Here is a 26,689-nt window from a genome sequence, read left to right as displayed (position 1 = left end):
TATTTTTAGCTTATCGCCATAAAAGTAGCAGTAGACCTTTCTTCTTTCCGGAGTACAATCCCTGTCAGAATGTAACCTGTCAGCATGGCTCCGGGAGGAAGAGAGGTACAGCTTTGCAACTCAGGCATAGTCGTTTCGTTTATCCTAAAAATAGTAGGGCAATCCGAATCGATATCCTGCTGAAGGTTAATGCTTTTTTTGAACAGTCTAATCTGTCCATGATATACGTTTTCATAATAGAAAACAGCACATACACCTAATATCACCCTATCGTTTTCCTCATAATCACAGGATAAAGCCAGTGCGCCCTCCGGTAGTTTTTCGTCGTTGATCTTAAAAAATCCCTTGGTATGCAAATTACCGCTTGAAGATAAGACTTGTCCAAAAAACAAGGGATCTAATAAGGCAGTATGCAAATCAAATAAGACCGAATTATACTCAGAAGGTGATGTATAGGTTGAAAAGTAGTTCGCCAGAGTGTTATTCCACTTAATAAAACTCGTGTGCGGATAAGAACCATTTTTAGCTGGAAAACCTATTTCTAAGATTGGCCTGAGATCTCTTCCTAATTGGGACATAAGTGAAAAACTACTTCTGCGGGATAGTTGTTTATCTGATTTACTCTTGTTCGTATAGATCCGTTTACTGGCAATCGTCCGGCCGTTTACGTTCCTTAGCGTTATGTCACCAATGGATCTACTGACATTCACAAATAGGGGGTTTCTAATGATAGCCATAATTTTAGTTGTTTTTTGGTTATTAAACTATATGTAAGGTATTGGCATAGGAATGCCTCTAATGTTGTGCTAAAGATACAATAAGTTTTTTACATATCCAAATCGTTTCTTTGTCGAAGATTGATCGAATTTACATCGAAGACATATCGAAGGCATATCGAAGGCACATCGAAGGCAGAGGCAAAATAAGACAAAATGGCAGACTGATTCTATAGGTAATAATTACTGTTCTTACGGGAAATCATAGCTATTTTTATCGTGAGTCAATCCGGTTCTTATAGTAAATAAATTCGATTCTTATGATGAATAAATTTGGTTCTTATAGTAAATAAATCCGGTTCTTATAAGAATCAAAATGGGTATAAAACGGAAATTAAACTAAGATGGGTAGGCGCAAAATAGAGGAATCATCCTAAAAAGTTATGGAAGAGTTCTAAGCTATCCATAACTTTTTAGGATGATCCTGTTGAGATTGTTCTTTATCGATTAAAAGCGAAATAAATCAATGCTGCATAAATGACTTGGCGATGTATTCCAGGACGAGCGGCAGTTCCATACGCCAGTAGCTCCAGGTATGGGCGCCGTCTTTGACGCGGTATTCGTGCGGGATCTCTTTCTTCCGGAATGCGATATGCATCAGGGCGTTTCCTTCGTAAAGGAAATCATCGTCACCACAACTGATATACCAGCGGATACTTTTGATTTGTTTCAATTGTTCTTCTGAGGCATTAGATAACATACCTTCAACACTGTGGCGCTGGAAGTACTGTTGTAGCTTCGCTTCGGTTACTCCCGGTTGGTTACCCATACGTTGGCGTACTTGTTCGATGTCCCAACTGCCGGTAGAAGCACTTAATGGACAGGCGGCAGCGAAGAGCTCAGGATGGTGCAGGGCATAATAGATCGTGCCGCCACCACCCATCGAGAGGCCGGCAACCGCCCGGTAGCGCCGTTCGCTTCGGACGCGGTAGGTCTTCTCGATATGCGGGATCAGTTCCTGAAAGAAGAAGTCTTCGTAGTTGAAATCTCCTTTGATATCATTGAAATAGCCCCGGCGTTCGGTATTCGCGTCGGGCATCACGATAATCATCGGGCCGCATTTACCTTCGGCAATCGCCTTATCGGCAATGTGTTTGGTCTGTCCGAACTGCACCCAGCCGGTATGATCGTCGCCCCCGCCATGCAAGAGGTAGAGCACCGGGTAGCTCTGATCCGTATCGTCGTAGCCGGGGGGCAGATAGATGGCATACTGGCGATCCGCCTTGAGAATGTTACTCTTCACCGTACGCGTTTCATACACACGGCCGCCTTGGGCCAGGGCCATCGTTGTTGCACAGATCAACGCTATGGCCATAATCAGTTGTTTTCTCATAAATCTGTATTTTTAATTGGAGCATGCAAGGTATATAATATTTCAATGCGTTGTATTTCCATGGATTGATATTTCTTTTCATCGATTAAAACCAGCCTTTCGTCTATTGTTTTTCCCTCTGTGGCGAAACTGCTTGTAGCACGAAAAAGGCCGAAGTAATTTTGTGACATTAAGAAACAAAGGCAAAAAGATTTCGTATGAAACAGGTTATTATCATACTCTACGGTTTACTGTTTATCTCGCTGGGGATAACGGCGCAGGAGAAACCGGCGCAGTGGACATTGCAAGACTGTCTGGACTATGCCTTGACGCATAATATCCAGGTGCAGAAGAGTAAGATCTCTCAATTATCGGGTGATGAGGATTATCTGCAGGCGAAAGCGAAATTATTCCCTTCGCTTTCCGCTTCGGTCTCCCAGGGGTTTGTCAATTATCCTTCGAACGAGGTGGAACGGAATAATTCCTATTCCGGAAATTATAGCGTAAATGCGAACTGGACATTGTTTGATGGCGGCCGGCGAACGAACAATATCAAACAACAGGAGATACAAAACGAGCGAAACGCGCTCTCTACGGAGCAGAGTGAAGATGATATCCGTATCTCCATTGTCCGGACGTATCTGCAGGTGATGTACGCCATGGAGTCGGTGCGTATCAACGAGAATACGGTGGAGGTATCGCGGGCACAGCGCGACCGCGCCGAGCAGCTGTTGGCGGCCGGATCAATCTCACGCGTGGAGCTGGCACAACTGGAGAGCCAGTACAGCTCGGACAAATACCAATTGGTGGTTTCTCATACTTCGCTTGATAATTATAAGTTACAGTTGAAACAGCTATTGGAACTGGATATCACGGAAGAGATGGAGCTGGTCGAACTGCAACTGACCGACGAAGATGTGATGCGGCTCTTGCCGGATAAGCAGGAGGTGTATCAGACGTCTCTGGCGGTTATGCCCGGTGTGAAGAGCTCTGCCTTGGCGATTGAGCAGTCCGAACTGGCGATTAAGAGCGCGAAAGGGGGTTACCTGCCGTCGGTTTCCCTGAACGCGGGTATCGGCACGGGGCATCTTTCTGGATCGAGTTATACATTCGGCAGTCAGGTGTGGAACAGCTTTAACGAGAGCTTCGGTTTGAGTATCAGTATCCCGATCTACAGCAACCGGGAGAATAAGACGGCAGTCAACAAAGCGAAATACGCGCTGACCACCAGCCAACTGGAACTGTTGAACACGCAGAAGAACCTCCTGAGTACGGTCGAAGGTATTTACTTGGACGCCACATCGGCGCAGAACCAATACCTTTCGGCTACGGAGCGCTTGAAATATGTCAGTGAGAGTTACCGGTTGACCGAAGAACAGTTCAACCTGGGTATGAAAAATACGCTGGAGATGCTGACGGAGAAGAACAATCAACTGAATGCGCAGCAGGAAGTATTGCAATCGAAATATATGGCGGTGATGAGTATTCAGTTGTTGAATATCTATCAGAAGAAGCCGGTTGACGTGCAGGCTGATCCAACAATCTAAATCACTTTCGGTTAGCTTCAATAGTGAGAGATAAATAACAGTAATAAGATATACAGTATGAAAAAGAGAACAATAATCATAGGCCTCGGGGTGGTGGTTGTGGCAGCCCTGATCTGTGTCCCTTTGGTAAAGGGCAAATCCGGCAAAAAGTCTTTACGGCTGGAGATGGCAAAAGCAGGGCGGATCTCGATCACGAATACGGTGATGGCGACCGGTACGGTTGAGCCCGTGGTGAAAGTAGAGGTCGGTACACAGGTGTCGGGCATTATCGACCGGATTCATGTCGATTTCAACAGTGTGGTGACCAAAGGCCAACTGTTGGCGGAGATGGATAAGGTCAACCTGCAGGCAGAAATGGTTTCGAAAGAGGCACAACTGGCAAGTAGCAAGACAGAGTATGAATATCAGTTAAGTAACTATACGCGCAGTAAGATCTTACACGACAAACAACTGATTAGCGATACCGATTTCGAAACGGCAACCTATACGTACGAAAAGGCAAAGAGCAGCTACGACCAGCTTCAATCCGATATGGTCAAGGTGCGTCGTAACCTGGAATACGCAACGATCACCAGCCCGATCGATGGGGTAGTGATCAATCGTGCTGTGGAAGAAGGACAGACCGTAGCGGCAGGTTTCAGCACGCCTACTTTGTTTACCATCGCCAATGACCTGACACAGATGCGGGTGATCGCCGATGTGGATGAGGCAGATATAGGGCAGGTAGAGGAAGGACAGAACGTGCGCTTTGAGGTCGATGCCTATCCGGAGGATGTATTCGAAGGGAAAGTGACCCAGGTACGCCTGGAAGCGACAACGACCTCGAACGTAGTCACCTACGAAGTGGTAATCAGCGCTTACAATCCCGACCTGAAACTGAAACCCGGTCTGACGGCTAACGTAACGATATATACACTGGAACGCCCCGATGTGTTGACGATTCCCAGCAAGGCCCTACGGTTTATCCCGGATGAGGAGCAACTGCAGGCGATGCATATCACAGTGGAGGAACTGGCAGCCATGCCGGAGCCGGGCAAGAAGATGATTTGGGAACGACAGGGCAACACCTTGAAAGCGAAGATGATTACGGTGGGCGCCACCAGTGGAACAATGACAGAGGTATTGGAAGGACTCTCCGATGGGGAAGAAGTGGTCGTAGAATTGGTCTCTAACGGATCGATGACTGCCGCCGGTGGTGTTGAACGGAGTCCTTTCATGCCGGGTCCTCCGGGAAGGAGATAATGAGGCTTCAGCCAACCTCTCTCAAGGGGAGGAGTTAAGATAGATTACATAAGACATTGGGAAAAATGAATTATGACAAAGAAAACTAACATAGAAATACCCCTTTTGGGGGATGGAAGGACTGAGGGAGCTGTCATCCGGCTCGATCAGATCAAACGCGATTTCCAGGTGGGGGAAGAGACCGTACATGCCTTACGCAATGTCTCTTTCGCGATCAATGAAGGGGAGTTTGTGACGATCATGGGTACCTCCGGCTCGGGCAAGAGTACGTTGCTCAATACGTTGGGCTGCCTGGATACACCGACTGCCGGGGAATACTACTTGGATGGAGTTTCTGTCCGTAAGATGGGTAAGAACGACCGGGCGACTTTGCGCAACCGGAAGATCGGATTTGTGTTTCAGAGCTATAACCTTCTGCCCAAGACTACGGCGATAGAGAACGTGGAACTGCCGTTGATGTACAACCCGTCGTATAGTGCGTCGGCACGGAAACAGAAAGCGATAGAGTCGCTGATTGCCGTAGGATTAGGTGATCGCCTACAGCATAAGAGCAACCAGATGTCGGGCGGACAGATGCAACGTGTGGCTATCGCCCGGGCGTTGGTCAACGACCCGGCAGTGATCCTGGCGGATGAGGCAACCGGTAACCTGGATACGCGCACGAGCTATGAGATCCTTGTGCTCTTCCAACGCTTGCATGCCGAAGGGCGAACGATCATCTTCGTCACCCATAACCCGGAAATCGCCCAATACAGCAGCCGCAATATCCTGTTGAAAGACGGGAGGGTGGTGAGTGATACGGTAAATAATGCTATTCAATCCGCAGCCGAAGAGTTAGCAAGGCTACCGAGAGAGAATGATTAATGATTAATGTTTAATGATTAATTGGGGGATAGTCTCAAATAGGAAAATAGTAGTAACTATTAATTGTCAATTGTCAACTGTCAATTGTCAATTAAGTCAAAGGAACTTTGATTTATGAACGGAACAAACTTAATCAAAATAGCTCTTAAGGCAATCTCGAACAATAAGATGCGAGGGTTCCTGACCATGCTGGGCATTATTATCGGCGTAGCTTCGGTGATTACCATGCTGGCGATCGGACAGGGATCGAAAAAGAGTATCCAGTCGCAGATCAGTGAGATGGGATCGAATATGATCATGATCCAGCCCGGTGGGGATATGCGTGGGGGAGTGCGTCAGAGTGCCTCTTCGATGGAGACGCTGAAACTGGCGGATTATAACAGTATACGCAACGAAACGCGCTACCTGGCATCGATCTCACCGACGGTGAACAGCAGCGGGCAGGTGATCTACGGCGCGAATAACCGGCCGACTACCGTTTATGGTGTGAATGAGGAGTACCTCGATATCCGCCGTTATTCAGTGGCCGACGGCAGTATGTTTTCCGAGCAGGACATTAACTCGGCAGCCAAAGTCTGTGTCGTGGGTAAGACGGTGGTCGATGAGCTCTTTACCAACGGGGAAGACCCGGTAGGAAAAGTCATCCGTTTCAATAAAATACCGTTTCGTATTATCGGTGTACTCACCAGTAAAGGATATAATAGCATGGGGATGGACCAGGACGATCTAATTTTAGCTCCATACACAACCATTCAAAAGAGAGTCCTGGCCATCACCCACTTGCAAGGATTGAACGCTTCCGCGATCAAAGAGGAATATACCGATCAGGCGATCGACGAGATTACGGAGATCCTGCGCCGCAACCACAAACTACGGGAGACTGATGAGGATGATTTTACGATCCGTTCCATGGAGGAATTGAGCAAGATGATGACAACAACAACGGATTTGATGACCGTACTGCTGGCTGCGGTTGCCGGTATCTCTCTCCTGGTCGGCGGGATCGGGATTATGAATATTATGTATGTCTCGGTCACCGAGCGGACTCGTGAGATCGGTTTGCGGATGAGTATCGGTGCTAAAGGGAGGGATATTCTGGCACAGTTCCTGATCGAGTCGATCCTGATCAGTGTGACTGGTGGCCTGATCGGTGTGATCTTCGGTGTGGGGGCCGCTTTTTTGGTCAATGTGGTGGTGAACTTCCCCATCTCCATTCAGGCGTGGACGATCTTTCTCTCTTTCGCCGTCTGTACCTTCACCGGGGTCTTCTTCGGCTGGTATCCGGCACAGAAAGCGGCACAACTCGATCCGATCGAGGCGATACGGTACGAATAGTTTATTATCTTTGCGATTATGAAAGACACAACACATATCCTGGCGGCAGATAAAACGCGTACCGGGCAGTCGATCCGGCGGTATGGATGGCTTATTCATGCCGGAGCCTGGGCGGTGTTGGCGGCGTTCCCGGTGGTCATGACGCTGACCAATCATAACGGACAGCCGGTCAGTTGGGACTTCTATGCCCGTTTCCTGATAATGTTTTCTTCCATCGTGTTGATGTTTTACACGAATTTTCTCTTCCTGGTCGATCATTTCCTGTTCACCAAAAGGAGCGGATGGTTTATCCTGATCAATATCGCATTGATTATCGGGATTATCACGGTGGTGCATTGCTGCATGGAGCTCCTGCCCGAGCCGGCCGGACGAGCTGAACATCGCGACCGCCCGCCCAAAGACGTGCTTCGCCTGGGCTTTTACCTCTGGAACGCGATGATCTATATCTTTGTGATCGCCCTGAGTGTCGCTTTTCGCTCGACCATCAGCTGGTTTCGCGTCGAAGCCGAACGCAAAGAGCTGGAACGCAACCGTAGCGAGGCGGAATTGCAAAACCTGAAGAGTCAGCTGAACCCGCATTTCCTCTTTAACACATTGAATAACATCTATAGCCTGATTGCCATCAGCCAGGAGAAAGCACAGGAATCGGTGCATGAACTGAGCCGTTTGTTGCGTTATGTGATGCACGACAGCAGCCAGCCCCTGGTTCCTCTGGAAAAGGAATTGGACTTTATTCGTAACTACGTGGAGCTGATGCGGATCCGTCAGCCGGGGCATGTGACGGTAGAGACCTCGCTCTCTGCTGAGACTCCCTTAGTTGAAGTGGCTCCGTTGCTCTTTATCTCACTGATAGAGAATGCCTTCAAGCATGGGGTGAGCAACAGTAAACCGTCTTCTATCCGGATTGAGATCCATCAGAACGAAGAAGAGGTGGTCTGCCTGATCGAAAACAGTTATTTCCCCAAGGATATGGAACGCGACAAAAGCGGTTCGGGCATCGGACTGCCCAATCTCCGGAAGCGACTCGATCTGCTTTATCCGGGAAAGCATGAACTCCATTGCGGACGCGAAGGGGAGAACTACCGTGCCTATTTATCGATTAACCTCACTCAAGTACCCGCGTTATGAAAATCACCTGTGTCATTGTTGACGACGAACCGTTAGCGGTCAGCCTGCTCGAGAGTTACGCCTTGAAAACGCCTTTTCTGGAACTGAAAGGGAAGTACAACAGTGCCATTCAGGCCATGGAGATGCTGACCGAAGAACCGGTCGACCTGCTCTTCCTGGATATCCAGATGCCGGAGCTTACCGGACTGGAGTTTTCGCGCATCCTGCCGCCCGAAACGCGGGTGATCTTTACCACGGCGTTCGATCAGTATGCGATCGACAGTTATAAAGTCAATGCACTGGACTACCTCTTAAAGCCGATCAATTATACCGACTTCCTGGCAGCATCGAACAAGGCGTTGCAATGGTTCGAGATAAGCCGGAAAATACCGGTGAATCCGTCAAAAAATGAAGACTCATCTACCGGTAAAGAGGAGCTGGAAAGTATCTTTATCAAAACAGAATACAAATTGGTGCAGGTCGAATTGCGCAAGATTCTGTATATCGAAGGACTGAAAGATTACGTCAAGATCTATGTCGAAGGAGAGACGCGCGCCATTCTTTCGTTGATCAGCATGAAAACCCTGGAAGACATGCTGCCTGCCAACCGTTTTATCCGGGTTCACCGCTCCTTCATCGTGCAGCCCGAGAAGATCAAAGTGATCGAACGCAACCGCATCGTCTTCGGCAAAGAATACATCCCCATCTCCGACACCTACAAAGACAAATTCTATGAGTTTCTGACGCAACGGTCGTTATTGCTGAAGCCGTAAAAGGGTCAAAACAGCGCCACCATCAGCCGTTCCAAAGCCTGAGTCATCTCCCGGCCTTCGCAGTTGTAGTTGTTGATGATCAAGGTGACAGCGTACTCCCGCCCGTCTTTCCGGATATAACCGGCATAGCTCTTTACCCGGCTCATGCCTCCGCTTTTCAGATAGGCTTTTCCTTCCAGAACGGTGCCTTTCAGGAAGTTGCGGACCGTGCCCTCCCGCCCGGCGAGGGGGAGCGACTGCCGGAACACTTCGGCATTAGGCGATTGGGAGGCCATATAAACCAAGAGATCCGTGATCAGGCGGGCAGATACCTTATCGGTGGCCGCCAGGCCACTGCCGTCGTAAATCTGTAAAGCGGAAATATCCAGTCCTTTTTCTTTCCAGAACGTGCTAACTGCCTTTACTCCCCGGCCAAAGGAGGAGATCACCTCGCCGTCGATCGGGTGGTAGGTCTGGCCAATCGTTTTGAAAAGCGCGTCTGCGTAGAGGTTATGGCTTCGCTCATTGGTCACCCGGATCAACTCGCGCAGGGTGGGCGAATAGGTGGTGATGACAGTATGCTTCTGTTTGCCTGCGCCGGGGTCTTGTCCCAGGCTACGGATCGAGGTGGCTTCTTTCTCAACCGATATACCGGCCTGCTGCAAACGTTTCTTCAGGTATTGGGCCAGAAACAGGGGCGGGTTGGGGATATCCCCTTTGATCGTACGGCGACTTTGATGGGCGGGGATAACACCGTAGAGGTAGCGGTCGGCCGCGTAAGGACCGCCGATAATGAACGCGCTGTCGGTCGGCACAGCCGCCGTCTGCAGATAGTTATGGAAGCGCAGTCCGGCCATATCCGGCTCACTGCCGGTGATGCGTGGTGTTCCGCCGGGGGCACCGGATGCCAGGTGCAGATGATAGAGGTTATCGAAGATATTCAAGCCGTAGCTGCCGGCACCGTAATAGCTCCCGAGGTCCTCCTGCAACCATTTGGGTGAGATCGCTTCCGTATCAAAGACCGTCTCGTCGGCAATAAGTCGCCCTTCTATGCGGGTGATGCCCGCCTTACGCAACGCGTCGATCCATTGGGGAATAAACGTTGCTTGCTCAAGCGTGAAGCTGTTCCGGTCGGCCACACCATGGGCCGAACCCAGGGAGGGATCACCGCTGCCTTTGATATACAGATCGCCTCTCAATACACCATCAGTAATCTCGCCGGTATATTCCAATGTCGTCGGGAAGCGGTAATCTTCCCCCAGCAACTCCAAGGCGGTGGCCGTCGTAACGATCTTGAGCACAGAGGCGGGTGTCAGCTGCCGGAGCTCGTCGCAACTGTAAATCACTTCTCCGGTACGGATATCCCGAGCCATCAGCGCGAAGGATGCCCCCTGCAGATCGTCTGCTTTCAAGAACTGACGGATGGGCTGGGGGACTTGTGCTACAACGGGTAACAGAAAAGCAGTACAGACGAGCCAGAGAAATAATTTCCTATACATAATCGAATTCTTTTCTACTTTGTTTTATCTTTGTGAACAAAGATAGTGTATCCTTTCTTATTCAATAATAATTTATGACCATGAATCCTCTATTTGATAAACCCTATACTTTCGATCGTGTAGTGCGGATTGTCTTCAGTCTGTTGATTATCGGGGTGATTATTTATATGATCTCGGTGTTGAAGAACGCGTTGTTGCCCTTTCTGATCGCCTGGCTGTTTGCTTATCTGTTGCAACCGCTGGTTAGGTTCTTTCAATATAAACTCAAACTGAAAAGCCGGATATTGTCGATCGTTGCGGTGATACTGGTCATTCTGGCGGTCCTGGCTCTGATCTCCGTCCTGGTCGTTCCTTCAATCGCGCAGGAAACGGAGAAGACTCTCGAACTCTTGCGTACCTATAATATGGAAGGGCGCACGATCCCTTTCATTCCGGAAGCCTGGCTGCAGTATCTTCAGCAGAATATCAATGTGGAGGAATGGATGGAGCTATTGAGCCGTGACAATATCCTGAATGCGATCCGGCAGATCGCGCCAAAGTTCTGGACGCTATTGACCAATACCTTCTCCGTCTTGTTCAGTATTACGATCGTATTTGTGATCCTGCTCTATTTTATCTTTATCCTATTGGATTACGAAAAGATCGCCAACAGCTGGCGCAACCTGATCCCGGATAAATACCGTCCGTTTGTGGAAGGCCTGAGCGACGATGTGGAATACAGCATGAACCGTTATTTCCGTGGGCAGTCGCTGGTGGCCCTCTGTGTCGGCATCCTATTGGCAATCGGTTTCCGCATTATCAATTTCCCATTGGGCGTGACGCTGGGCCTTTTCATCGGTGTCTTAAACCTGATCCCTTACCTGCAAACGATCGGTATCATCCCGATGATCCTCTTGAGCCTGTTGCGTTCGGCAGAGACAGGGCAGAGCTTCTGGCTGATCTTCGGTCTGGCACTGCTGGTATTGGGCATTGTACAGGTCATACAAGACCTCTACCTCGTGCCGCGCATTATGGGCAAAGCGATGGGACTTAACCCCGCCTTTATCCTGCTCTCCCTCTCGATCTGGGGAACCCTGTTGGGCTTTATCGGCCTGATTGTCGCCTTACCATTGACCACCTTATGCCTCTCTTATTACCGCCGATTTGTCCTGATGGAAGGCGACGAATACGCTAAGATTGTGGCCGAAGACCCCGATGACCACCCCGACCCCATAGAAAATGAGGAAAAAAAGCATTGATCTTTTTGCATATTAAAAAAATACCTCTACCTTTGCACCCGCATTCCAAAAGTAATGCACCGGAGATTTGCTAGCTCAGCAGGTAGAGCACATCCCTTTTAAGGATGGGGTCCTGGGTTCGAACCCCAGGCAAATCACCACAAAAGCTGCTCAATGAGCGGCTTTTTTTGTGCGCTTTCGTGGAGCAATATAAATGATAATGGATCATCCCGTTTTAACGGATTTAACCCCTCCGAATAAACTACCGGTACTTTACGCGCAAACTACTAATATTTTGTCGACAAACTACTGGTATTTTGTTCGCAAACTACCGGTACTTTCTGAAGAGAATATTAACGACTCATTATCAATAGATTAGAAGCTGGGCCTTATTCATTACTTTGTAGGTCGTTGCCCTTTGTGAAATCAATCTCAAACGAAGTTTTCCACAAGATTTGCTTTACGCTTCGCTAAGCGACCTTCGGTTCGGGGTGACCCCGGATTAATGCATCAAAACGGAGCTAAGTAGGTGGACTTTTAGCCAACACTCTGTTGACACAGAATCTTACATAGGTATATTTGAGTGATTTGTCTCGTAATTAGTATAATAACTACAATTTCATAAAACGAAGCAGTATCGGATTATCGTATCACAATCGAATAAATACGTATCGAATCGTATCACAAGACATGTGTTTATTCGTATTATATTTGTATATTTGCGTATCGAAACGTATCATAAAAGGAGAATATGGAAAACAATGTATATGACTTCAAACTCAATATTGATTGGAAACTAATCAATCTAATCAGCCAAATCGACCGTTTTGACTCACAATGGAGTGCAATTGAGAGGAAGGAGGGTCAAAGTCTCAAACAACTAAAAAGTATTGCGACTGTTAGAAGCGTTGGATCCTCGACAAGAATCGAAGGTTCTAAAATGAGCGATGAGGAAATCAATGTTTTACTACAAGAAATAGACATAACAAAACTGGAAGATCGTGATTCCCAAGAGGTAGTAGGGTATTTTGAAACGCTTGATACAATTTCGGAATCGTATGCTGAGATTACCATTTCAGAAAATGATTTAAAAAACCTGCATAACATCCTGATGCGATACAGCAAAAAGGATGATTGGCATAAAGGAAATTACAAAATTCATAACAATGCTGTTGAAGCTACATTTCCTAATGGCGAAAAGCAAATCATTTTTCAAACCTCAGAAGCGGGATATGCAACTGAAGACGCAATCAGAAAATTAATTGTTTGGTATAATACAGAAAAGGAGGTTCACGCTTTGATTAAAAGTGCTGTTTTCACGTATGAGTTTCTGAGTATCCACCCCTTTCAGGATGGCAATGGGCGATTGAGCCGTCTGTTATCCACTCTTCTGTTGATGAAAAATAGTTATAGTTGGATTCAGTATGTAAGTTTTGAACACGAAATAGAAAATCGCAAGACAGAATATTACAGAGTTTTACGAAGCTGTCAGGCTCAAAGACCGAATGAAGATATTACGGATTGGGTATTTTTCTTCCTTGATGCATTAAAAAATATTCAATCACAATTAATGATAAAATTGGAACAAAGTGGAACAGAATCGCAACTTTCGCCAAGAGAAAAGGCAATCATAACAATTATATCAAATCATCCGGGAAGTAAATCAGGGGATATTGCCGAAAAACTTTCAATACCAAATCCAACGGTAAAGCGGATTCTTTCAGAGCTGGTTGAAAAAGGATTAATAGAAAAACATGGAAGCGGAAGGGGTACAAACTATGCTATGAAGTAAGATTACAAGTAATAGCTACAATAACCTGGAATTCTACAAACAACATAATCGGCGGCAGGCTTTTCATATTGGAAGTCTGCGTTATCTGCGTGCCATAATACCCATTCGGATTTCGACTCCACAACTTCCCGGAGTGATTCCTAAAAAGGCCGGCAGGGTTTTCCAAAAGGCCGCCGGAGTTTTCCAAAAGGCCGGCAGGGTTTTTCAAAAGGCTGCCGGCTTTTTTTCAAAGGCTGCCGGCTTTCCGATCTGAAAATCCATGAGGTTCGGAATCAATGGTTTGGCTCCGATATTTTTTCTTACGCCAACCGGTACATTCCGCCGGGTAAGACCTTCAGGATTCCTTCCATTTCAAGGTCGAAAAGGATGGAGGATAATTCGTAGACCGGTATTTCCACCAGCCGGGCCAAGGTATTGATATGGATTTCTTTTGTTGTCCGGAAATGGGAAACTACTTTTTGGTGCACGCTGTCTTCCGGGAAGGTGATGGGGATTTGTTGCGGTGCGTTATGGGGTTGCAGTGGATTTTCCCAGCATAAGGCGGCGATCAGGTCGTCTGCTGAGGTGATCAGGGCGGCTTTGTTCTGTCGGATCAGGGCGTTACAGCCTTTCGACTGTTCATCGGTCGTGCGCCCGGGGAAAGTCAACACATCTCTTCCATACGAAAAGGCGATATCCGCAGTGATCAGTGAGCCTCCTTTTGCCGCGGACTCGATCACCACCGTAGCCTCCGATAGTCCGGCAACAATGCGGTTGCGCTTGACAAAGTTCTGCCGGTCCGGATTCGTCCGGCTCGGATAGTCGGTCAACAGGCCTCCCCGGTCAAGCATATTCCTTGCCGTATCCCGGTGCATGGACGGATAGATAAGGTCGAGCCCATGCGCCAATACGCCTACCGTCGGAAGGTTCGCCTCCAGTGCCGAGCGGTGTGCCTGTATATCGATCCCATAGGCCAGTCCGCTCACAATCAATAATTCGGGATAGATCTCCGCGAGATCATGGATAAGCGTTTCCGTCAACGCCCGCCCGTAAGGTGTCGATTTGCGTGTTCCCACGAGACTGATCACCCGGGAAGCATTCAGTTCCGCTTTTCCTTTGAAATAGAACAGGACCGGAGCGTCCGGGCATTCCTTTAGCCGTGCCGGATAGTCGGGCGCCGTGATCAGGAAAGTCTTTATTTTATGTTTCTCCACAAAGGTTGCTTCCTCTTCTGCCAATCGAAGGACCTCCGGGCGGCGGATCTCCGCAATATGTTTCGCGCCTATGCCGGGGATCTTCTCCAACAGGCGTGCTTTTTCGGTGAACACAGCTTTTGCATCCCCAACGGTTTCCAACAAATGACGGGCAAGCACATCGCCCACCCCATTGATCCGGGTCAGGCCGATTTGATAGATAAGATTATTTTCCATAACTAAGATTTTATTCTGCGAATATACGAAAAAGAAGTTCGCTTTGTATCATTTATGCTTTAAAATATATGACTACATTTGTCATGCTATTAAACTAAATTTTTTATGAATAAAACTAAAGCTCAACGGTGCGCAATCCTTTTGTGCACACTTTTTTCCGTAGGGATAATAAACCCTTCTCTGAAGCCAATGGCTTCCGCGCAAAACATCGTCACCATCTTCGGACAGGAGAAGATCGAGAAGACAGATGAAGGCCAGGTCTTTCATACCTTCCGTGATGGTATGCTCCTCCCCGGCAATGCCAATCCGGGTACTCTTTTCAATGGCCAGGACATGGTAGCCTGGATGTATGCAACCGGTCAGTTTAGCATCCCCCAAGCCGGCGACTCGCTCTCTTGGGTTTATCCCAACGCGCAGCCGCTGCCGACCCGTCCTCCGGGAGGCAGAATGCCTCGCTTCACCCCGCTGCCCCAATGGAAGTGGACGGCGATCCGGGCAGACTCTCTCGGGCGGTTCCAGAGCCCGTTCATGCGCTCCGCCTATTTATACATGGCGTACGACTCGCCTGCGAAACAGACCGTACTGCTTGAGACAACGGGGAGCACCCGGGTGTATGTCAACGGCTATCCGCACGAAGGCGACCATTACGACTTCGGTTACACCCTGATCCCCGTGACGCTGGAAAAAGGGCGAAACGAAGTTGTGCACACACCGGGTCGCTTCGGACGCATCACCGCCAAACTGGTGAAAGCCGACAAGCCGGTGATGTTCACCCAACGCGATATGACCGTTCCCGATCTGATCTTCGGTGAAAAAGAGAATAAATGGGCGGCGATCCGGGTGATCAATACCACCGGAAAAGCAGTAAAAGGAATGCGTATACGGGCTACGCTTGCGGACGGACAGACCTATACGACCCCAACCCGCGATATCATGCCGCTGGCCGTCAGAAAGCTGGCTTACCAGTTACCGCCTGTGGCAGAAAACAATACGGAAGAACGCACGACTGTGACACTTGAACTACTCGATAGAAACGGTAAAACAATCGATCAGACCCAGATCGAGCTGCGCCAGGTGGCTTCGTCGGTCCACCATGAACGGACCTTTATCAGCGCGATCGACGGGAGCGTGCAGTATTACAGTGTGGCCCCCGCTATCCGTACGGCTGCCGGCGAGCAGAAAGCCATGGTACTCTCCGTACACGGTGCCGGAGTGGAGGCGCGCAACCAGGCCCGGGCGTACAAACGGAAAGACTGGACCGATGTGATTGCAGCAACCAACCGTCGCCCGTATGGCTTCAACTGGGAAGAATGGGGCCGTATCGATGCCCTCGAGGTATTGGAGGAAGCCCAAAGGGTATTCCAGCCCGACCGGTCGCGGATCTATCTGACCGGCCATTCGATGGGAGGGCATGGCACCTGGCATCTGGGCACGACCTATCCGGACCGGTTTGCCGCGATCGCTCCCTGTGCCGGATACCCCGACATCTCCACTTACGGAATGGGGCGCACCGACCAGATGCACAGAGACAGTCCTTTCTATGACGCGTTTGCCCGTGGCGCGAATGCGGGAAGAACTTTATCGCTGATCCAAAACCTGAAGCAATCGGGTGTCTATATCTTCCATGGCGATGCGGATAATGTCGTTCCGCCGGCACAGGCGCGTAGGATGCGTGAGGAGCTGGGCAAATTCCATGCCGACTTCTGTTATTATGAATATCCCGGTGGCGAACATTGGTTTGGCGATATCAGTGTGGACTGGAAACCGATCTTCGAATTCTTCTCGCGCCACTCCATCCCCCAAGCCAAAGAGGTGAAAGCGATCGACTTCCATACGGCATCGCCCGCGATCTCGGCTACCGACTACTGGATCACAGTCGAACAGCAGCTCATCCCGTATGCTTTCTCCAACATACAAGCCCGCAAAGAAAACGATACGATCCGGATCGACCGGATCGGGAATATCGCCCTCTTCGTACTCGACCTGCCGGCACTCACTTTTACGTCCGCAGAGGCGACAGTCGCGATCGAAGGCGAGAACCTCTCTTTCCCAACCGACCGGAAAGCTTACCTGTCTTTGATGGATGGCCAGTGGAAAGCGATCGAAGGAATAGATACCCGCCAAAAATATTCCGCCCGCTACGGAGGATTCAAGCAGGCATTTCGGAATAAGGTGGTGTTCGTCTATGCGACCCAAGGAAACCGGAGTGAAAACGAATGGTACCGCAACAAAGCCCGCTTCGACGCGGAGACATTCTATTACAGGGGAAACGGCTCTATCGATGTGATCCCCGACACGGAGTATTCTTTGGCTGAGTATGCCGATCGCAACGTGGTCATCTATGGAAACAAAGAGAACAACCGGGCATGGTCTATATTATTGAAAGACTGCCCGATCCAGGTCGACAGAGAACAAATCACCGCAGGAGACAAAACCTTCACCGGCGCGGATCTGGCAACCTATTTCATCTACCCCCATCCGCAGAGCCCGACGGCTTCCGTCGGTGTGGTTGCCGGGACAGGCGAGGCCGGCAGGATGGCGACCTCCGCGAATAACTATATCTCGGGCATAACCGGCTTCCCCGATCTGATGATATTCCGGGCAGACATATTGCGCGACGGATTGGAGAAAGTAGAAGTGGCAGGGTATTTTACCAATAACTGGGAGCTCTAAATGCTTAGGAGTCTTGGGAATTCTTAGGAGTTCCCAGGACTCCTAAGGCTCCTAAGATTCCTTAGCCACTCTTTCCAATAACTCATCAAAATACTCCCCCCGAGTCAACCGGCCATTCTCCACAACGACAGTCTCTACCCGCCCTATCGCCGCCAGCAACCGATCGGGCTCACGGTAGATATACTGGTCGAATACCAACCGGGGCCCCTCTTTCCGCATATTCAGGCAAGAGAGGAAATGATCGCCACTTCGAAGGGAATGTTTAAACTGGATATCCACACGGGACACGAAAGCATCCACCCCTTTATCGTGCATATCCCCGAAGTTTTCGCCCAACGACTCCAGGTATTCATGCCGCGTATGCTCCATATAGCGCTGATAGTTGGAGTTGTTGACTACGCCCTGTAGGTCGCACTCATAATCGCGCACCTTGAAAGGCAACGTATAAAGAAATTCTTTCATTGTATTGACTCTTTTCGGTTCACAGGAACCATCTTATATAATCTGTCCGACGGGCGTACCTTCTCCGTGGTCTTGAAGGAGAAGCGCTCGCCTTTGACCGTCTCTTCCACCGGCTTCAGGTCGACACGGATCTCTTCCAGCGTTTGGGTCAATGCACCGGTCGTCGGTCCGGTGATCAGGATCTCGTCGCCCACGCGCAGGGAACCCGACTCCATCTCGAACTCGGCAACACCCAGTCCGCTGAAATACTTAACCCCCTTGGCGACATAGACCTTTTTCTTTGTTGCATTCGAGCCGTAGACCGAACTCCATTCGCCCAGCTTTTGCCCCAGATAATAGCCGTCCCAAAAACCACGGTTGAAGACCGAAGCCAGGCGTTCATCCCATTGCGCCACCTTCTCTTCCGTGAAGGTCCCTTCGCAATACGCCCGCACCGCCTCTTTGTAGCAGGCAGTCACCAGGCGAACATATTCAGGCCCCCGGGCACGCCCTTCGATCTTGAAGACCCGCACGCCCGCATCCATCATCTTATTCATAAAATGAATGGTCTTCAAATCCTTCGGCGACATGATATACTGGTTTTCGATATCCAGCTCGATATTGCTGTCTTTATCTTTCACGGTATAGCCGCGGCGACAGATCTGCATACAGGAACCCCGGTTAGCCGAGTAGTTCATCTCGTGCAGACTCAGGTAGCACTTCCCGGAGACCGCCATACACAATGCGCCATGCGCAAACATCTCGATCCGGATCAGTTCCCCTTTAGGGCCTTTGATCTGCGAGCATTCGATCTCATCGTAGATCGCTTTCACCTGCTCCAGGTTCAGCTCCCGGGCAAGAACGGCCACATCCGCAAAATGGGCATAGAACCGCAATGCCTCTACATTTGAGATATTCAGCTGCGTGGAAAGATGCACCTCCTGTCCGATCCGGCGGGCATACTCCATCGCCGCCACATCGGCCGCGATAATCGCCGAGACATCCGCCGCTTTGGCATGATCGATAATCTCTCGCATCTTATCCAGATCCTCTCCGTAAATGATCGTATTGACCGTCAGATAACTCTTTAACCCATTTTCCTTACAAATGGCAACAATCTTATGCAGATCCTCGGTCGTAAAATTATGGGAAGAACGAGAGCGCATATTCAACCCCTCGATCCCGAAATAGATCGAATCGGCCCCGCCTTGTATCGCCGCCATCAACGATTCATACGAACCCACCGGCGACATAATTTCAAAATCTTGTATATTCACTACTACCTATTTTATTTTACCCCACAAATATACGGCTTATTTCCATTGCCTCCTTCACCACCCCGGCACTTCCCTGCCGACACACTAAGTTTATCTCCTTAAAAAGCTGTACTTTTGTGGTCTCAATAAAGTAGAAAGATGAAGATAGGGAATATCGATTTAGGGGAACAGCCGATTTTTTTAGCGCCAATGGAGGATGTGACGGATATGGGGTTCCGTCTGATGTGTAAGCAGTTTGGCGCCGATATGGTGTATACCGAATTTGTGTCGAGCGACGCCCTGATCCGCCATGTCAACAAAACGAAGCAGAAACTGACCGTCTCCGAAGAGGAGCGCCCGGTGGCGATCCAGATCTATGGGCGGGAAGTGGAAGCCATGGTCGAAGCCGCCCGCATCTGCGAAGCCGCTGGTCCCGACCTATTGGATATCAACTTCGGCTGCCCGGTGAAGAAAGTTGCCGGCAAAGGTGCCGGGGCGGGTATGCTCCGCAATATTCCCCTGATGCTCGAGATCACGCGGGAGGTGGTCAAGGCCGTGCGTATCCCGGTCACCGTCAAGACGCGCCTGGGCTGGGATGCCGACAACCGGATCATTGTCGACCTGGCCGAGCAGTTGCAGGATTGTGGCATTGCCGCCCTTTCGATCCATGGCCGTACGCGTGCGCAGATGTACACCGGCGAGGCCGACTGGACCCTGATCGGTGCCGTCCGCAACAATCCCCGCATGACGATCCCGATCATCGGCAATGGCGACGTGACCTCTGCCGAAAGGGCCCGTGAATGTTTCGACCGCTACGGTGTCGACGGCGTAATGATCGGCCGCGGAAGTATCGGCCGCCCCTGGATATTCAGGGAAGTAAAACATTACCTGACCACCGGCGAGCAGCTTCCCACCGAGTCTTTCACCTGGTATCTCGAGATCCTCAAGCAACAGGTACGCCAAAGTATCGAGCGCCTGGACGAACGGCGAGGCATCCTGCATATCCGTCGCCACCTAGCCGCTACCCCTCTGTTCAAAGGCATTCCCGACTTCAAACCCACCCGCATCGCCATGTTGCGTGCCGCCACGGTAGACGAGCTTTTCACCATCCTGGACAATATCCCCGATCCGTTCAAAATCAATTGATATATATCAATTAGGCCTGCATTGTTCTATTTGTACACTTTTTTATAACAAAACTTACCGCTATCAAATGATATTTTATTCTATCTTTGCCGTGAGTTTTTTTCATAGTATTTTAGATCTAAGGTTAACAAGTCTTTGCAATGGAGCGGTCGGGAGGCTATTCCACTGGAAAGCAAGAAAAGCCGTTTGGGACTATCCAAACGGTTTTTTATTTTCCGTCCTATCCGAAATCCTCCCCGCTTCGGATCACCCCCATAATCTTGTGGCGTCCATTCACATCTCCAGCACTCATTCTGAAAGAACACAGCCCTTTATTTGAGGCAGAAAGCGGAAAGCTCATACGCAGCTGTATTTCAGCGTATTGCCGGGAGCATTCATTTGTTGATAATTATCAACAAATGTGTTGACGGTTATCAACAAACAAATACTCCCTCAGAAAAGAAAAAATACGCCCTACTATTCTTGAAATTATCGAAGCAACTATATATTCCTATTATTGACAAGGGGTAGTGGCGGTAAAAAGGAGAGTGTTTTGTTTCACTTAGGGGAAATTTTAAAAACATTTAGAGACAAGCAGTATATAATCAAAATGTAATCAGTAATATTTGCCGGTTTATGGGATACCATTTACTTTTGTGTCAAACAAAGTGAAGTAGGAAATATGAAAAACAAATTGTTTATAGCGCTTTTCATTGCACTTGTTTCGTGTCATTCGAAGCAAGGGGAGGTAGAACGAGTCGAGGGTATTCCCGAGATCATTTTAAATGATCTGGAGACCATGATGCCTGGAGAATTAGGATTGACAAAGGATTATATCTTGTGGGCTAATCCATTTACTACGGAGAATTTTGTTCACATTGTGGATCGGGAAACGGGGATAGAGATCGGACAAGCCATATCTATCGGTTCCGGTCCGGAGGAATTGGTACAACCTTCCCTTTCGACGTATTACCCAGAGAACGCTCTTTTTGCCTATAATGCGAATTCACGAAAACAGTTTGAGATTCGGATTACAGAAGAAGGCGATTTGTTACAAGAGCAGGTAGTCCTAAACTATGGAGAAGGAAGTTTTATCACGCGGATGGTCCCGTTGGGAAATAGCCAATATCTTGTTTTTGATCCGAAAATAGATAAACCATTTACTGTTTTAGGAACAAAAGATTCCTATTCCTTTGGGAAATTACCATACGAAGGCGATATAGCGAATAGATACGATGTTTTCCAAGGCAGTATCAAATTTAACTCCTTAAGAGATGTGTTCGTATATGCACCTTTTTCATTTCCTTATATATCCATGTATAAACGGCAAAATGGGGAGTTTATACTGGATAAAGAAGTTTTGTTTTCTTCTAATTTTCAGATAATCGACGGAGAATTAAAAGGTGATGTATCCCAAAAGAACATAAGCGATCTTGCCTTGACACAAGATTACATTGTCGCTTTGCAACGGGATTATTCTACAGATCATACCGATGAGTCTACGGTGGGGCGTGATTTTGAGAAACTACCGCAAACGATTTTTTTATACAATTACGATCTTGAGTTAATCCGAATTATCCATTTAGGGATACCGCTATTGCGATTAGCGGGCGATCCATCAAATAATACGGTTTATCTTATTGGCTTGTCTCCTGATTTCGCTATTGCAAAATTGGAGATCTGATTCATTTCTATATTGTTTATATACCAATTAAATTAGTGCGGATTGATATACGGATATCTTTCAGTGATTAATAATTTGATGCAGCCAGATAATCTAACAATGGTAATGGATTGAAAGCGTGATTATTATATAAACGAAGGCGTTTGCGAAAGTGTGAATTAACTCTAATTAATTTAATTCTAAAGGGGTTACGATAACATCGTATTGGGAAATTGCTATATTTGCAGAAGATCGGATGCGCCTTAGCATAGATTGAGCAAGCTCATCTCTGCATTCGGCTTTCACGAGATTTGCAGATTATCGGATGCGATTACTAAAATAGAAAGGTATGAAATACTACAAGTTGTTAACCTTGCTTCTTTTATCCGGATTATATTGCGCCTGCAGTGGGGAAAAGAAGGGGACAAGTGAAGCGGAGGATTCGGTGGAGACCGTATTGCCGGAGGAGGCAAACGAGGTCACAGTAATAACACTGAACGAGTCTGATTTTCATCATGAACTGATTAGTAACGGGAAACTGTCGGCACGGAAGTCGGCAGACCTGCGGTTTGAATCGACGGAAGAGATTGCGGCGGTTCATGTGAAAAACGGCGACCGGGTCCGGAAAGGGCAGAAACTAGCGGAGCTGACGACTTTCCGATTGGGGAATAAACAGGTACAAGCCAAAGACGCATTGGAAAGGGCGAAACTGGAACTGCAGGATGTCTTGATCGGACAGGGCTATCTGTTGGAAGACTCGGCTAAGGTGCCTGCGGAAACGATGCGGCTGGTCCGGGTAAAAAGTGGTTACGATCAGGCCTTGGCGGCTTATGAACTGGCGACTTACGAACAGGAAAAGGCCGTATTGACTGCTCCTTTCGATGGTATTGTGGCTAATCTTTTCGCAAAAGCATATAATAGTTCTTCCACTTCGGAGGTGTTCTGTACGGTGATCGATCCATCCAGCCTGGAAGCCTCTTTTACGGTATTGGAAAGCGAGTTGCCTTTGATTAAAACGGGCGATAAGGTGGAGGTAACCCCCTATGCCGCACCGGACACCCAAGCGGAAGGCCGTATCACGGAGATCAATCCGGTAGTCGATACGAATGGGATGGTACAGGTCAAAGCGGTCGTGTCCGAACGTTCCAATCTGTTTGAAGGCATGAATGTGCGGGTCAGTGTGCAGCGAACGGTGGGCAAACAATTGGTCGTACCCAAAGAAGCGGTGGTTCTGCGTTCGGGCAAACAGGTTGTCTTCACGCTTGTAAACGATAAAGCTTATTGGAATTACGCGCAAACCGGTTTGGAAAATGCCGGCTACTATACGATTGTGGAAGGATTGAAACCGGGAGATATCGTGATTACTTCAGGGAATATTAACCTGGCGCATGAAGCGCCGGTCACCATCATTGCCGAAGGCAACGATGGTGACAATTGAAAATTGAAAGTTGAAAGTTATCAGGCTTTGCCCTTTTCGCTTTCAACTTTCAACTCTCAACTTTCAACTTAAAAATTTTCGCTATGCTAAAATTTTTACTCCAGCGTCCCATCGCCGTCCTTATGGCCTTCACCGCCTGCTTTATTGTGGGGCTGGTGACTTATTTCACTTTGCCGGTTTCTTTGTTGCCGGATATTGCGATTCCGGAGATCACCGTGCAGGTCTCGGGACAGAACACTTCCGCTCGGGAGTTGGAGAATACGGTAGTCAAACCCATCCGTCAACAACTGATGCAGGTCGCCCGCCTGCGGGATATCCAGAGTGAGACGCGCGACGGGACCGGCATTATCCGCCTGAGTTTCGACTTTGGCACCAATACCGACCTGGCCTTTATCGAAGTGAACGAAAAGATCGACGTGGCCATGAATTACCTTCCCCGCGAGATCGATCGCCCGAGGGTGGTGAAAGCCAGTGCGACGGATATACCTGTCTTTTGCTTGAACCTGACGGTTAAAACAGGGAAAAGTGAAATGTCCTCTTCTCAACTTTCAACTTTCAACTCTCAACTTTCAACTGAAGAAGGCGATGTCGCCTTCTTAGAGCTCTGTGAGTTTGCCGAGAGTGTGATCAAGCGGCGGATCGAGCAGTTGCCGGAAGTGGCGATGGTGGATATCACGGGCATGCAGAAGAAACAGTTGCAGATCGTGCCCGATCTGAATAAGATGGAGATTGCAGGGCTTTCTTTACAGGATCTGGAGACGGCGCTGACCTCAAACAATATAGAACCGGGAAGCATGACGGTCCGCGACGGATACTACGAATACAACATCAAGTTCTCGGCCCTCTTGCGCACGCCTGAAGATGTAGGGAATATTTTTATCCGGCAGGGCGAGCGCCTTTTCCAGTTGAAAGAACTGGCAAAAATAGCGGTTTCACCGGAGAAAGAGACCGGTCTTTCGATGGCGGACGGGAAACGGGCGGTCACATTGGCGGTGATCAAACAGGCGGATGAGAATATGGATGAGATGAAAGAGTCGCTGATGGAGGTGACCGATCACTTTGCCGAGATCTATCCCGATATCGAATTTAGCATTTCCCGCAACCAGACCGAACTGCTCGACTATACGATCACGAACCTGAAGCAAAACTTCCTCCTGGGCTTTACCTTTATCTTTCTGGTGGCCATGTTGTTCCTTGGGGATGTGAAAAGTCCGTTCATCATCGGATTGAGTATGATTACCAGTATCGTGATGAGTTTCCTCTTTTTCTATCTGTTCAATATCTCCCTGAATATTATTTCTTTGGCCGGGTTGATCCTGGCGATGGGTATGATGATCGACAGCTCGATCATTGTGACGGAGAATATTGTCCAGTTCCGATCCTTGGGCTACAGCCTGGATGAAGCCTGCGAAAAAGGCACGAACGAGGTGATCACGCCGATGTTGAGCTCCAACCTGACGACAATCTCCGTATTCATTCCATTGGTCTTTATGAGTGGGATTGCCGGAGCGATCTTCTTCGACCAGGCTTTCGCGGTGACGATCGGCTTATTGGTTTCTTATTTTACCGGCATCATGCTGTTGCCTGTCCTTTACAAACTGGTCTATGGCATTCCCGAGATGAAAAAGACAAAGTGGAACATCAAATTCAATAACCCGATCAAAGCCCATACGCTCAATAAAGGCTATGACGCCGGAGTCGATTTCGTATTCAGCCATAAAACGACATTCCTGTTGCTTGTCGTATTGGCCGTGCCGGCTTGTGTCGTCCTGTTCTCCCTGATCCCTACCAGCCGCATGCCGGTGATCGACCAGAATGAGATGGTGGTGCGCGTGGAATGGAACGAGAATATCCACGTTGAGGAAAACCGCCAGCGGGTCGGACTCTTGTTTGCCGATGCCCAACAAGAGGGCCTGCAATATACGGCTTACATTGGGCAGCAACAGTTTATCCTCAACCGGGAAGAAGAACTCTCGGTTTCGGAAGCGGAGCTATACTTCAAAACGGAAAAGACAGCCGAGATCCCCTCCTTACAGCAGAAAGTAGAGAAATGGCTGCGAACGCATTATCCGCACGCCGTCTATACATTCGCCCCGCCGGAAACCGTATTCGAAAAACTGTTCACCACGGGCGAAGCCGATATCGTTGCCGAATTCTATGCGCGCAACAAAGCGGAAACGCCCGATCCGAGGGTTATCCGCGGCATCGAAACGACCCTTGCCGGCATTACGGGATATAACCCGGAGGGCATTGCCTTCGAAAACCAGTTGAACATATCGGTAGACCGGCAGAAGTTATTACTGTATAATATCGATTACAGCGAAGTCTACCGGGTATTGAAAACCGCTTTCAAAGAAAACGAAGTGGCCACCCTCCGGTCGTATCAGCAATACCTGCCGATCACCCTGGCGGGAAATGAACAGACCATTCATGACATTTTACAAAACACCTTGATCCGTTCCTTACCGGACAAAAAAGGAGAAGTTATTTTTATCCCATTACAGGCATTGGTACGTATCAGCCCGGGAGAAGACCTGAAGAGTATCACCGCGGGGAAGAACGGCGAGTTTATCCCGTTCAACTTCTATCAGGTGGAGAAACCGGAACAACTGGTTGCCCAGATCCGGCAGGCTTTCGACGACGAAAAGTTAGCTTCCCGTTCAGCGACTCAGGAATCCAAATGGGATATCGATTTCTCCGGCAGTTTCTTTTCCAACAAAAAGATGATCAACGAGTTGGTAGTGATCCTGTTGATCTCGGTATTGTTGATGTATTTCATTCTGGCGGCCCAGTTCGAGAGCTTCAAGCAACCGTTTATTGTCTTATTGGAGTTGCCGATCGATATCGCAGCGTCCCTGATCGTACTCTGGGTATGCGGGCATACGTTGAACCTGATGAGCGCCATTGGTATCGTAGTGACCTGTGCGATCATTATCAATGACTCCATCCTCAAACTGGATGTGATCAACGAACTACGGAAGAAAGGGGAGCCCTTGATGGAAGCGATCCACGAAGCCGGGCGCAGGCGTATCCGTCCGATTATTATGACGTCGATCACTTCTGTTTTCGCGATGGTGCCTATGTTGTTTACGTACGACCTGGGAAGTGAATTGCAAAAGCCCTTGGCGATCGCTATGATTGCTTCGATGGTGGTTGGGACACTGGTGAGTCTGTTTGTGATTCCGTTGGTCTACTGGTTTATCTACCGGAAGGAAGACCAAACGAATTATCAATTATGAAT

At 48.7% G+C, this 26,689-nt stretch carries 19 protein-coding genes and 1 tRNA gene; 14 read left to right on the top strand and 6 right to left on the bottom strand.

Annotated features, from left to right (window positions below; all coding sequences use genetic code 11):
- Positions 1-5: 5 nt before the first annotated feature.
- Both M2133_RS13200 and M2133_RS13195 read right to left on the bottom strand, forming a co-directional pair.
- Positions 6-737: a hypothetical protein gene (locus M2133_RS13200; protein ID WP_277466648.1), complete on the bottom strand. Its 732-nt coding sequence runs from the start codon at positions 735-737 to the stop codon at positions 6-8.
- 502 nt (positions 738-1,239) lie between these two features.
- The gene (locus M2133_RS13195) at positions 1,240-2,109 is read right to left on the bottom strand and encodes an alpha/beta hydrolase-fold protein (RefSeq protein ID WP_277466647.1); all 870 of its coding nucleotides are present in this window, start codon (positions 2,107-2,109) and stop codon (positions 1,240-1,242) included.
- Between the two features lie 197 nt (positions 2,110-2,306).
- Between M2133_RS13195 and M2133_RS13190 the strand changes: the two genes are divergently transcribed.
- The 6 genes from M2133_RS13190 to M2133_RS13165 all read left to right on the top strand — a co-directional run bounded on the left by M2133_RS13190 (position 2,307) and on the right by M2133_RS13165 (position 8,956).
- The gene (locus M2133_RS13190; RefSeq protein ID WP_277466646.1) at positions 2,307-3,635 is read left to right on the top strand and encodes a TolC family protein; all 1,329 of its coding nucleotides are present in this window, start codon (positions 2,307-2,309) and stop codon (positions 3,633-3,635) included.
- Between the two features lie 57 nt (positions 3,636-3,692).
- Complete coding sequence (locus tag M2133_RS13185) at positions 3,693-4,877, top strand: efflux RND transporter periplasmic adaptor subunit (protein WP_277466645.1); 1,185 nt, start codon at positions 3,693-3,695, stop codon at positions 4,875-4,877.
- Positions 4,878-4,949: 72 nt separating this feature from the next.
- Entirely contained in the window at positions 4,950-5,741 is a 792-nt protein-coding gene (locus M2133_RS13180; protein ID WP_277466644.1) for an ABC transporter ATP-binding protein, read from the top strand.
- A gap of 114 nt (positions 5,742-5,855) precedes the next feature.
- Positions 5,856-7,076, top strand: coding sequence for an ABC transporter permease (locus M2133_RS13175; protein WP_277466643.1), 1,221 nt, complete (start codon positions 5,856-5,858; stop codon positions 7,074-7,076).
- 18 nt (positions 7,077-7,094) lie between these two features.
- On the top strand, positions 7,095-8,204 hold the full coding sequence (locus tag M2133_RS13170) for a histidine kinase (protein ID WP_277466642.1): 1,110 nt from the start codon (positions 7,095-7,097) through the stop codon (positions 8,202-8,204).
- Positions 8,201-8,956, top strand: coding sequence for a LytTR family DNA-binding domain-containing protein (locus tag M2133_RS13165; protein ID WP_277466641.1), 756 nt, complete (start codon positions 8,201-8,203; stop codon positions 8,954-8,956). Before M2133_RS13170 ends, M2133_RS13165 begins: the two co-directional genes overlap by 4 nt.
- Positions 8,957-8,961: 5 nt before the next feature.
- Here the strand turns inward: M2133_RS13165 and dacB are convergent, their stop codons facing one another.
- Positions 8,962-10,434, bottom strand: a complete 1,473-nt coding sequence (gene dacB / locus M2133_RS13160) for a D-alanyl-D-alanine carboxypeptidase/D-alanyl-D-alanine-endopeptidase (protein WP_277466640.1) — start codon at positions 10,432-10,434, stop codon at positions 8,962-8,964.
- An 80-nt stretch (positions 10,435-10,514) separates the two neighbouring features.
- Between dacB and M2133_RS13155 the strand changes: the two genes are divergently transcribed.
- The 3 genes from M2133_RS13155 to M2133_RS13145 all read left to right on the top strand — a co-directional run bounded on the left by M2133_RS13155 (position 10,515) and on the right by M2133_RS13145 (position 13,443).
- Positions 10,515-11,672, top strand: coding sequence for an AI-2E family transporter (locus M2133_RS13155; RefSeq protein ID WP_277466639.1), 1,158 nt, complete (start codon positions 10,515-10,517; stop codon positions 11,670-11,672).
- 64 nt (positions 11,673-11,736) lie between these two features.
- Positions 11,737-11,812: transfer RNA gene (locus M2133_RS13150), tRNA-Lys, on the top strand.
- Between the two features lie 590 nt (positions 11,813-12,402).
- On the top strand, positions 12,403-13,443 hold the full coding sequence (locus tag M2133_RS13145; protein ID WP_277466638.1) for a Fic family protein: 1,041 nt from the start codon (positions 12,403-12,405) through the stop codon (positions 13,441-13,443).
- A 299-nt stretch (positions 13,444-13,742) separates the two neighbouring features.
- On the opposite strand, the gene dprA is transcribed toward M2133_RS13145, so the two are convergent.
- The gene (dprA, locus tag M2133_RS13140) at positions 13,743-14,852 is read right to left on the bottom strand and encodes a DNA-processing protein DprA (RefSeq protein WP_277466637.1); all 1,110 of its coding nucleotides are present in this window, start codon (positions 14,850-14,852) and stop codon (positions 13,743-13,745) included.
- A gap of 189 nt (positions 14,853-15,041) precedes the next feature.
- On the opposite strand from dprA, the gene M2133_RS13135 reads away from it, so the two are divergent.
- The gene (locus M2133_RS13135) at positions 15,042-17,525 is read left to right on the top strand and encodes a prolyl oligopeptidase family serine peptidase (RefSeq protein ID WP_277466636.1); all 2,484 of its coding nucleotides are present in this window, start codon (positions 15,042-15,044) and stop codon (positions 17,523-17,525) included.
- A 51-nt stretch (positions 17,526-17,576) separates the two neighbouring features.
- Here M2133_RS13135 and M2133_RS13130 read toward each other — a convergent pair whose 3' ends face one another.
- Positions 17,577-17,987, bottom strand: coding sequence for an acyl-CoA thioesterase (locus M2133_RS13130; protein ID WP_277466634.1), 411 nt, complete (start codon positions 17,985-17,987; stop codon positions 17,577-17,579).
- Positions 17,984-19,243: a peptidase U32 family protein gene (locus M2133_RS13125; RefSeq protein WP_277466633.1), complete on the bottom strand. Its 1,260-nt coding sequence runs from the start codon at positions 19,241-19,243 to the stop codon at positions 17,984-17,986. The genes M2133_RS13130 and M2133_RS13125 overlap by 4 nt, the downstream gene beginning before the upstream one ends.
- Before the next feature lie 138 nt (positions 19,244-19,381).
- Between M2133_RS13125 and dusB the strand changes: the two genes are divergently transcribed.
- From dusB to M2133_RS13105, 4 genes are all read left to right on the top strand, one after another.
- Positions 19,382-20,368 (top strand): tRNA dihydrouridine synthase DusB, encoded by a 987-nt coding sequence (gene dusB, locus M2133_RS13120; RefSeq protein ID WP_277466632.1) that lies wholly within the window; start codon positions 19,382-19,384, stop codon positions 20,366-20,368.
- A 661-nt stretch (positions 20,369-21,029) separates the two neighbouring features.
- Positions 21,030-22,031, top strand: coding sequence for a hypothetical protein (locus tag M2133_RS13115; RefSeq protein ID WP_277466631.1), 1,002 nt, complete (start codon positions 21,030-21,032; stop codon positions 22,029-22,031).
- A gap of 328 nt (positions 22,032-22,359) precedes the next feature.
- Complete coding sequence (locus tag M2133_RS13110; RefSeq protein ID WP_277466630.1) at positions 22,360-23,448, top strand: efflux RND transporter periplasmic adaptor subunit; 1,089 nt, start codon at positions 22,360-22,362, stop codon at positions 23,446-23,448.
- 83 nt (positions 23,449-23,531) lie between these two features.
- Positions 23,532-26,687 carry an efflux RND transporter permease subunit gene (locus M2133_RS13105; protein WP_277466629.1) on the top strand — a complete coding sequence of 1,052 codons (3,156 nt, stop codon included), beginning with the start codon at positions 23,532-23,534 and terminating at the stop codon, positions 26,685-26,687.
- Positions 26,688-26,689: the final 2 nt, after the last annotated feature.

It is taken from the genome of Parabacteroides sp. PF5-6 (genome assembly GCF_029504695.1).
Taxonomy (GTDB): Bacteria; Bacteroidota; Bacteroidia; order Bacteroidales; family Tannerellaceae; genus QVMG01.
Note: the sequence above shows the minus strand (reverse complement) of the source record. Positions and strands in the feature narration are given on the sequence as shown.

Excerpts from the sequence above, each read along its gene's own strand:
- M2133_RS13200 (WP_277466648.1), bottom strand. The coding sequence starts at position 737 with ATGGCTATCATTAGAAACCCCCTATTTGTGAATGTCAGTAGATCCATT.
- M2133_RS13195 (WP_277466647.1), bottom strand. The coding sequence starts at position 2,109 with ATGAGAAAACAACTGATTATGGCCATAGCGTTGATCTGTGCAACAACG.
- M2133_RS13190 (WP_277466646.1), top strand. The coding sequence starts at position 2,307 with ATGAAACAGGTTATTATCATACTCTACGGTTTACTGTTTATCTCGCTG.
- M2133_RS13185 (WP_277466645.1), top strand. The coding sequence starts at position 3,693 with ATGAAAAAGAGAACAATAATCATAGGCCTCGGGGTGGTGGTTGTGGCA.
- M2133_RS13180 (WP_277466644.1), top strand. The coding sequence starts at position 4,950 with ATGACAAAGAAAACTAACATAGAAATACCCCTTTTGGGGGATGGAAGG.
- M2133_RS13175 (WP_277466643.1), top strand. The coding sequence starts at position 5,856 with ATGAACGGAACAAACTTAATCAAAATAGCTCTTAAGGCAATCTCGAAC.
- M2133_RS13170 (WP_277466642.1), top strand. The coding sequence starts at position 7,095 with ATGAAAGACACAACACATATCCTGGCGGCAGATAAAACGCGTACCGGG.
- M2133_RS13165 (WP_277466641.1), top strand. The coding sequence starts at position 8,201 with ATGAAAATCACCTGTGTCATTGTTGACGACGAACCGTTAGCGGTCAGC.
- dacB (WP_277466640.1), bottom strand. The coding sequence starts at position 10,434 with ATGTATAGGAAATTATTTCTCTGGCTCGTCTGTACTGCTTTTCTGTTA.
- M2133_RS13155 (WP_277466639.1), top strand. The coding sequence starts at position 10,515 with ATGAATCCTCTATTTGATAAACCCTATACTTTCGATCGTGTAGTGCGG.
- M2133_RS13145 (WP_277466638.1), top strand. The coding sequence starts at position 12,403 with ATGGAAAACAATGTATATGACTTCAAACTCAATATTGATTGGAAACTA.
- dprA (WP_277466637.1), bottom strand. The coding sequence starts at position 14,852 with ATGGAAAATAATCTTATCTATCAAATCGGCCTGACCCGGATCAATGGG.
- M2133_RS13135 (WP_277466636.1), top strand. The coding sequence starts at position 15,042 with ATGGCTTCCGCGCAAAACATCGTCACCATCTTCGGACAGGAGAAGATC.
- M2133_RS13130 (WP_277466634.1), bottom strand. The coding sequence starts at position 17,987 with ATGAAAGAATTTCTTTATACGTTGCCTTTCAAGGTGCGCGATTATGAG.
- dusB (WP_277466632.1), top strand. The coding sequence starts at position 19,382 with ATGAAGATAGGGAATATCGATTTAGGGGAACAGCCGATTTTTTTAGCG.
- M2133_RS13115 (WP_277466631.1), top strand. The coding sequence starts at position 21,030 with ATGAAAAACAAATTGTTTATAGCGCTTTTCATTGCACTTGTTTCGTGT.
- M2133_RS13110 (WP_277466630.1), top strand. The coding sequence starts at position 22,360 with ATGAAATACTACAAGTTGTTAACCTTGCTTCTTTTATCCGGATTATAT.
- M2133_RS13105 (WP_277466629.1), top strand. The coding sequence starts at position 23,532 with ATGCTAAAATTTTTACTCCAGCGTCCCATCGCCGTCCTTATGGCCTTC.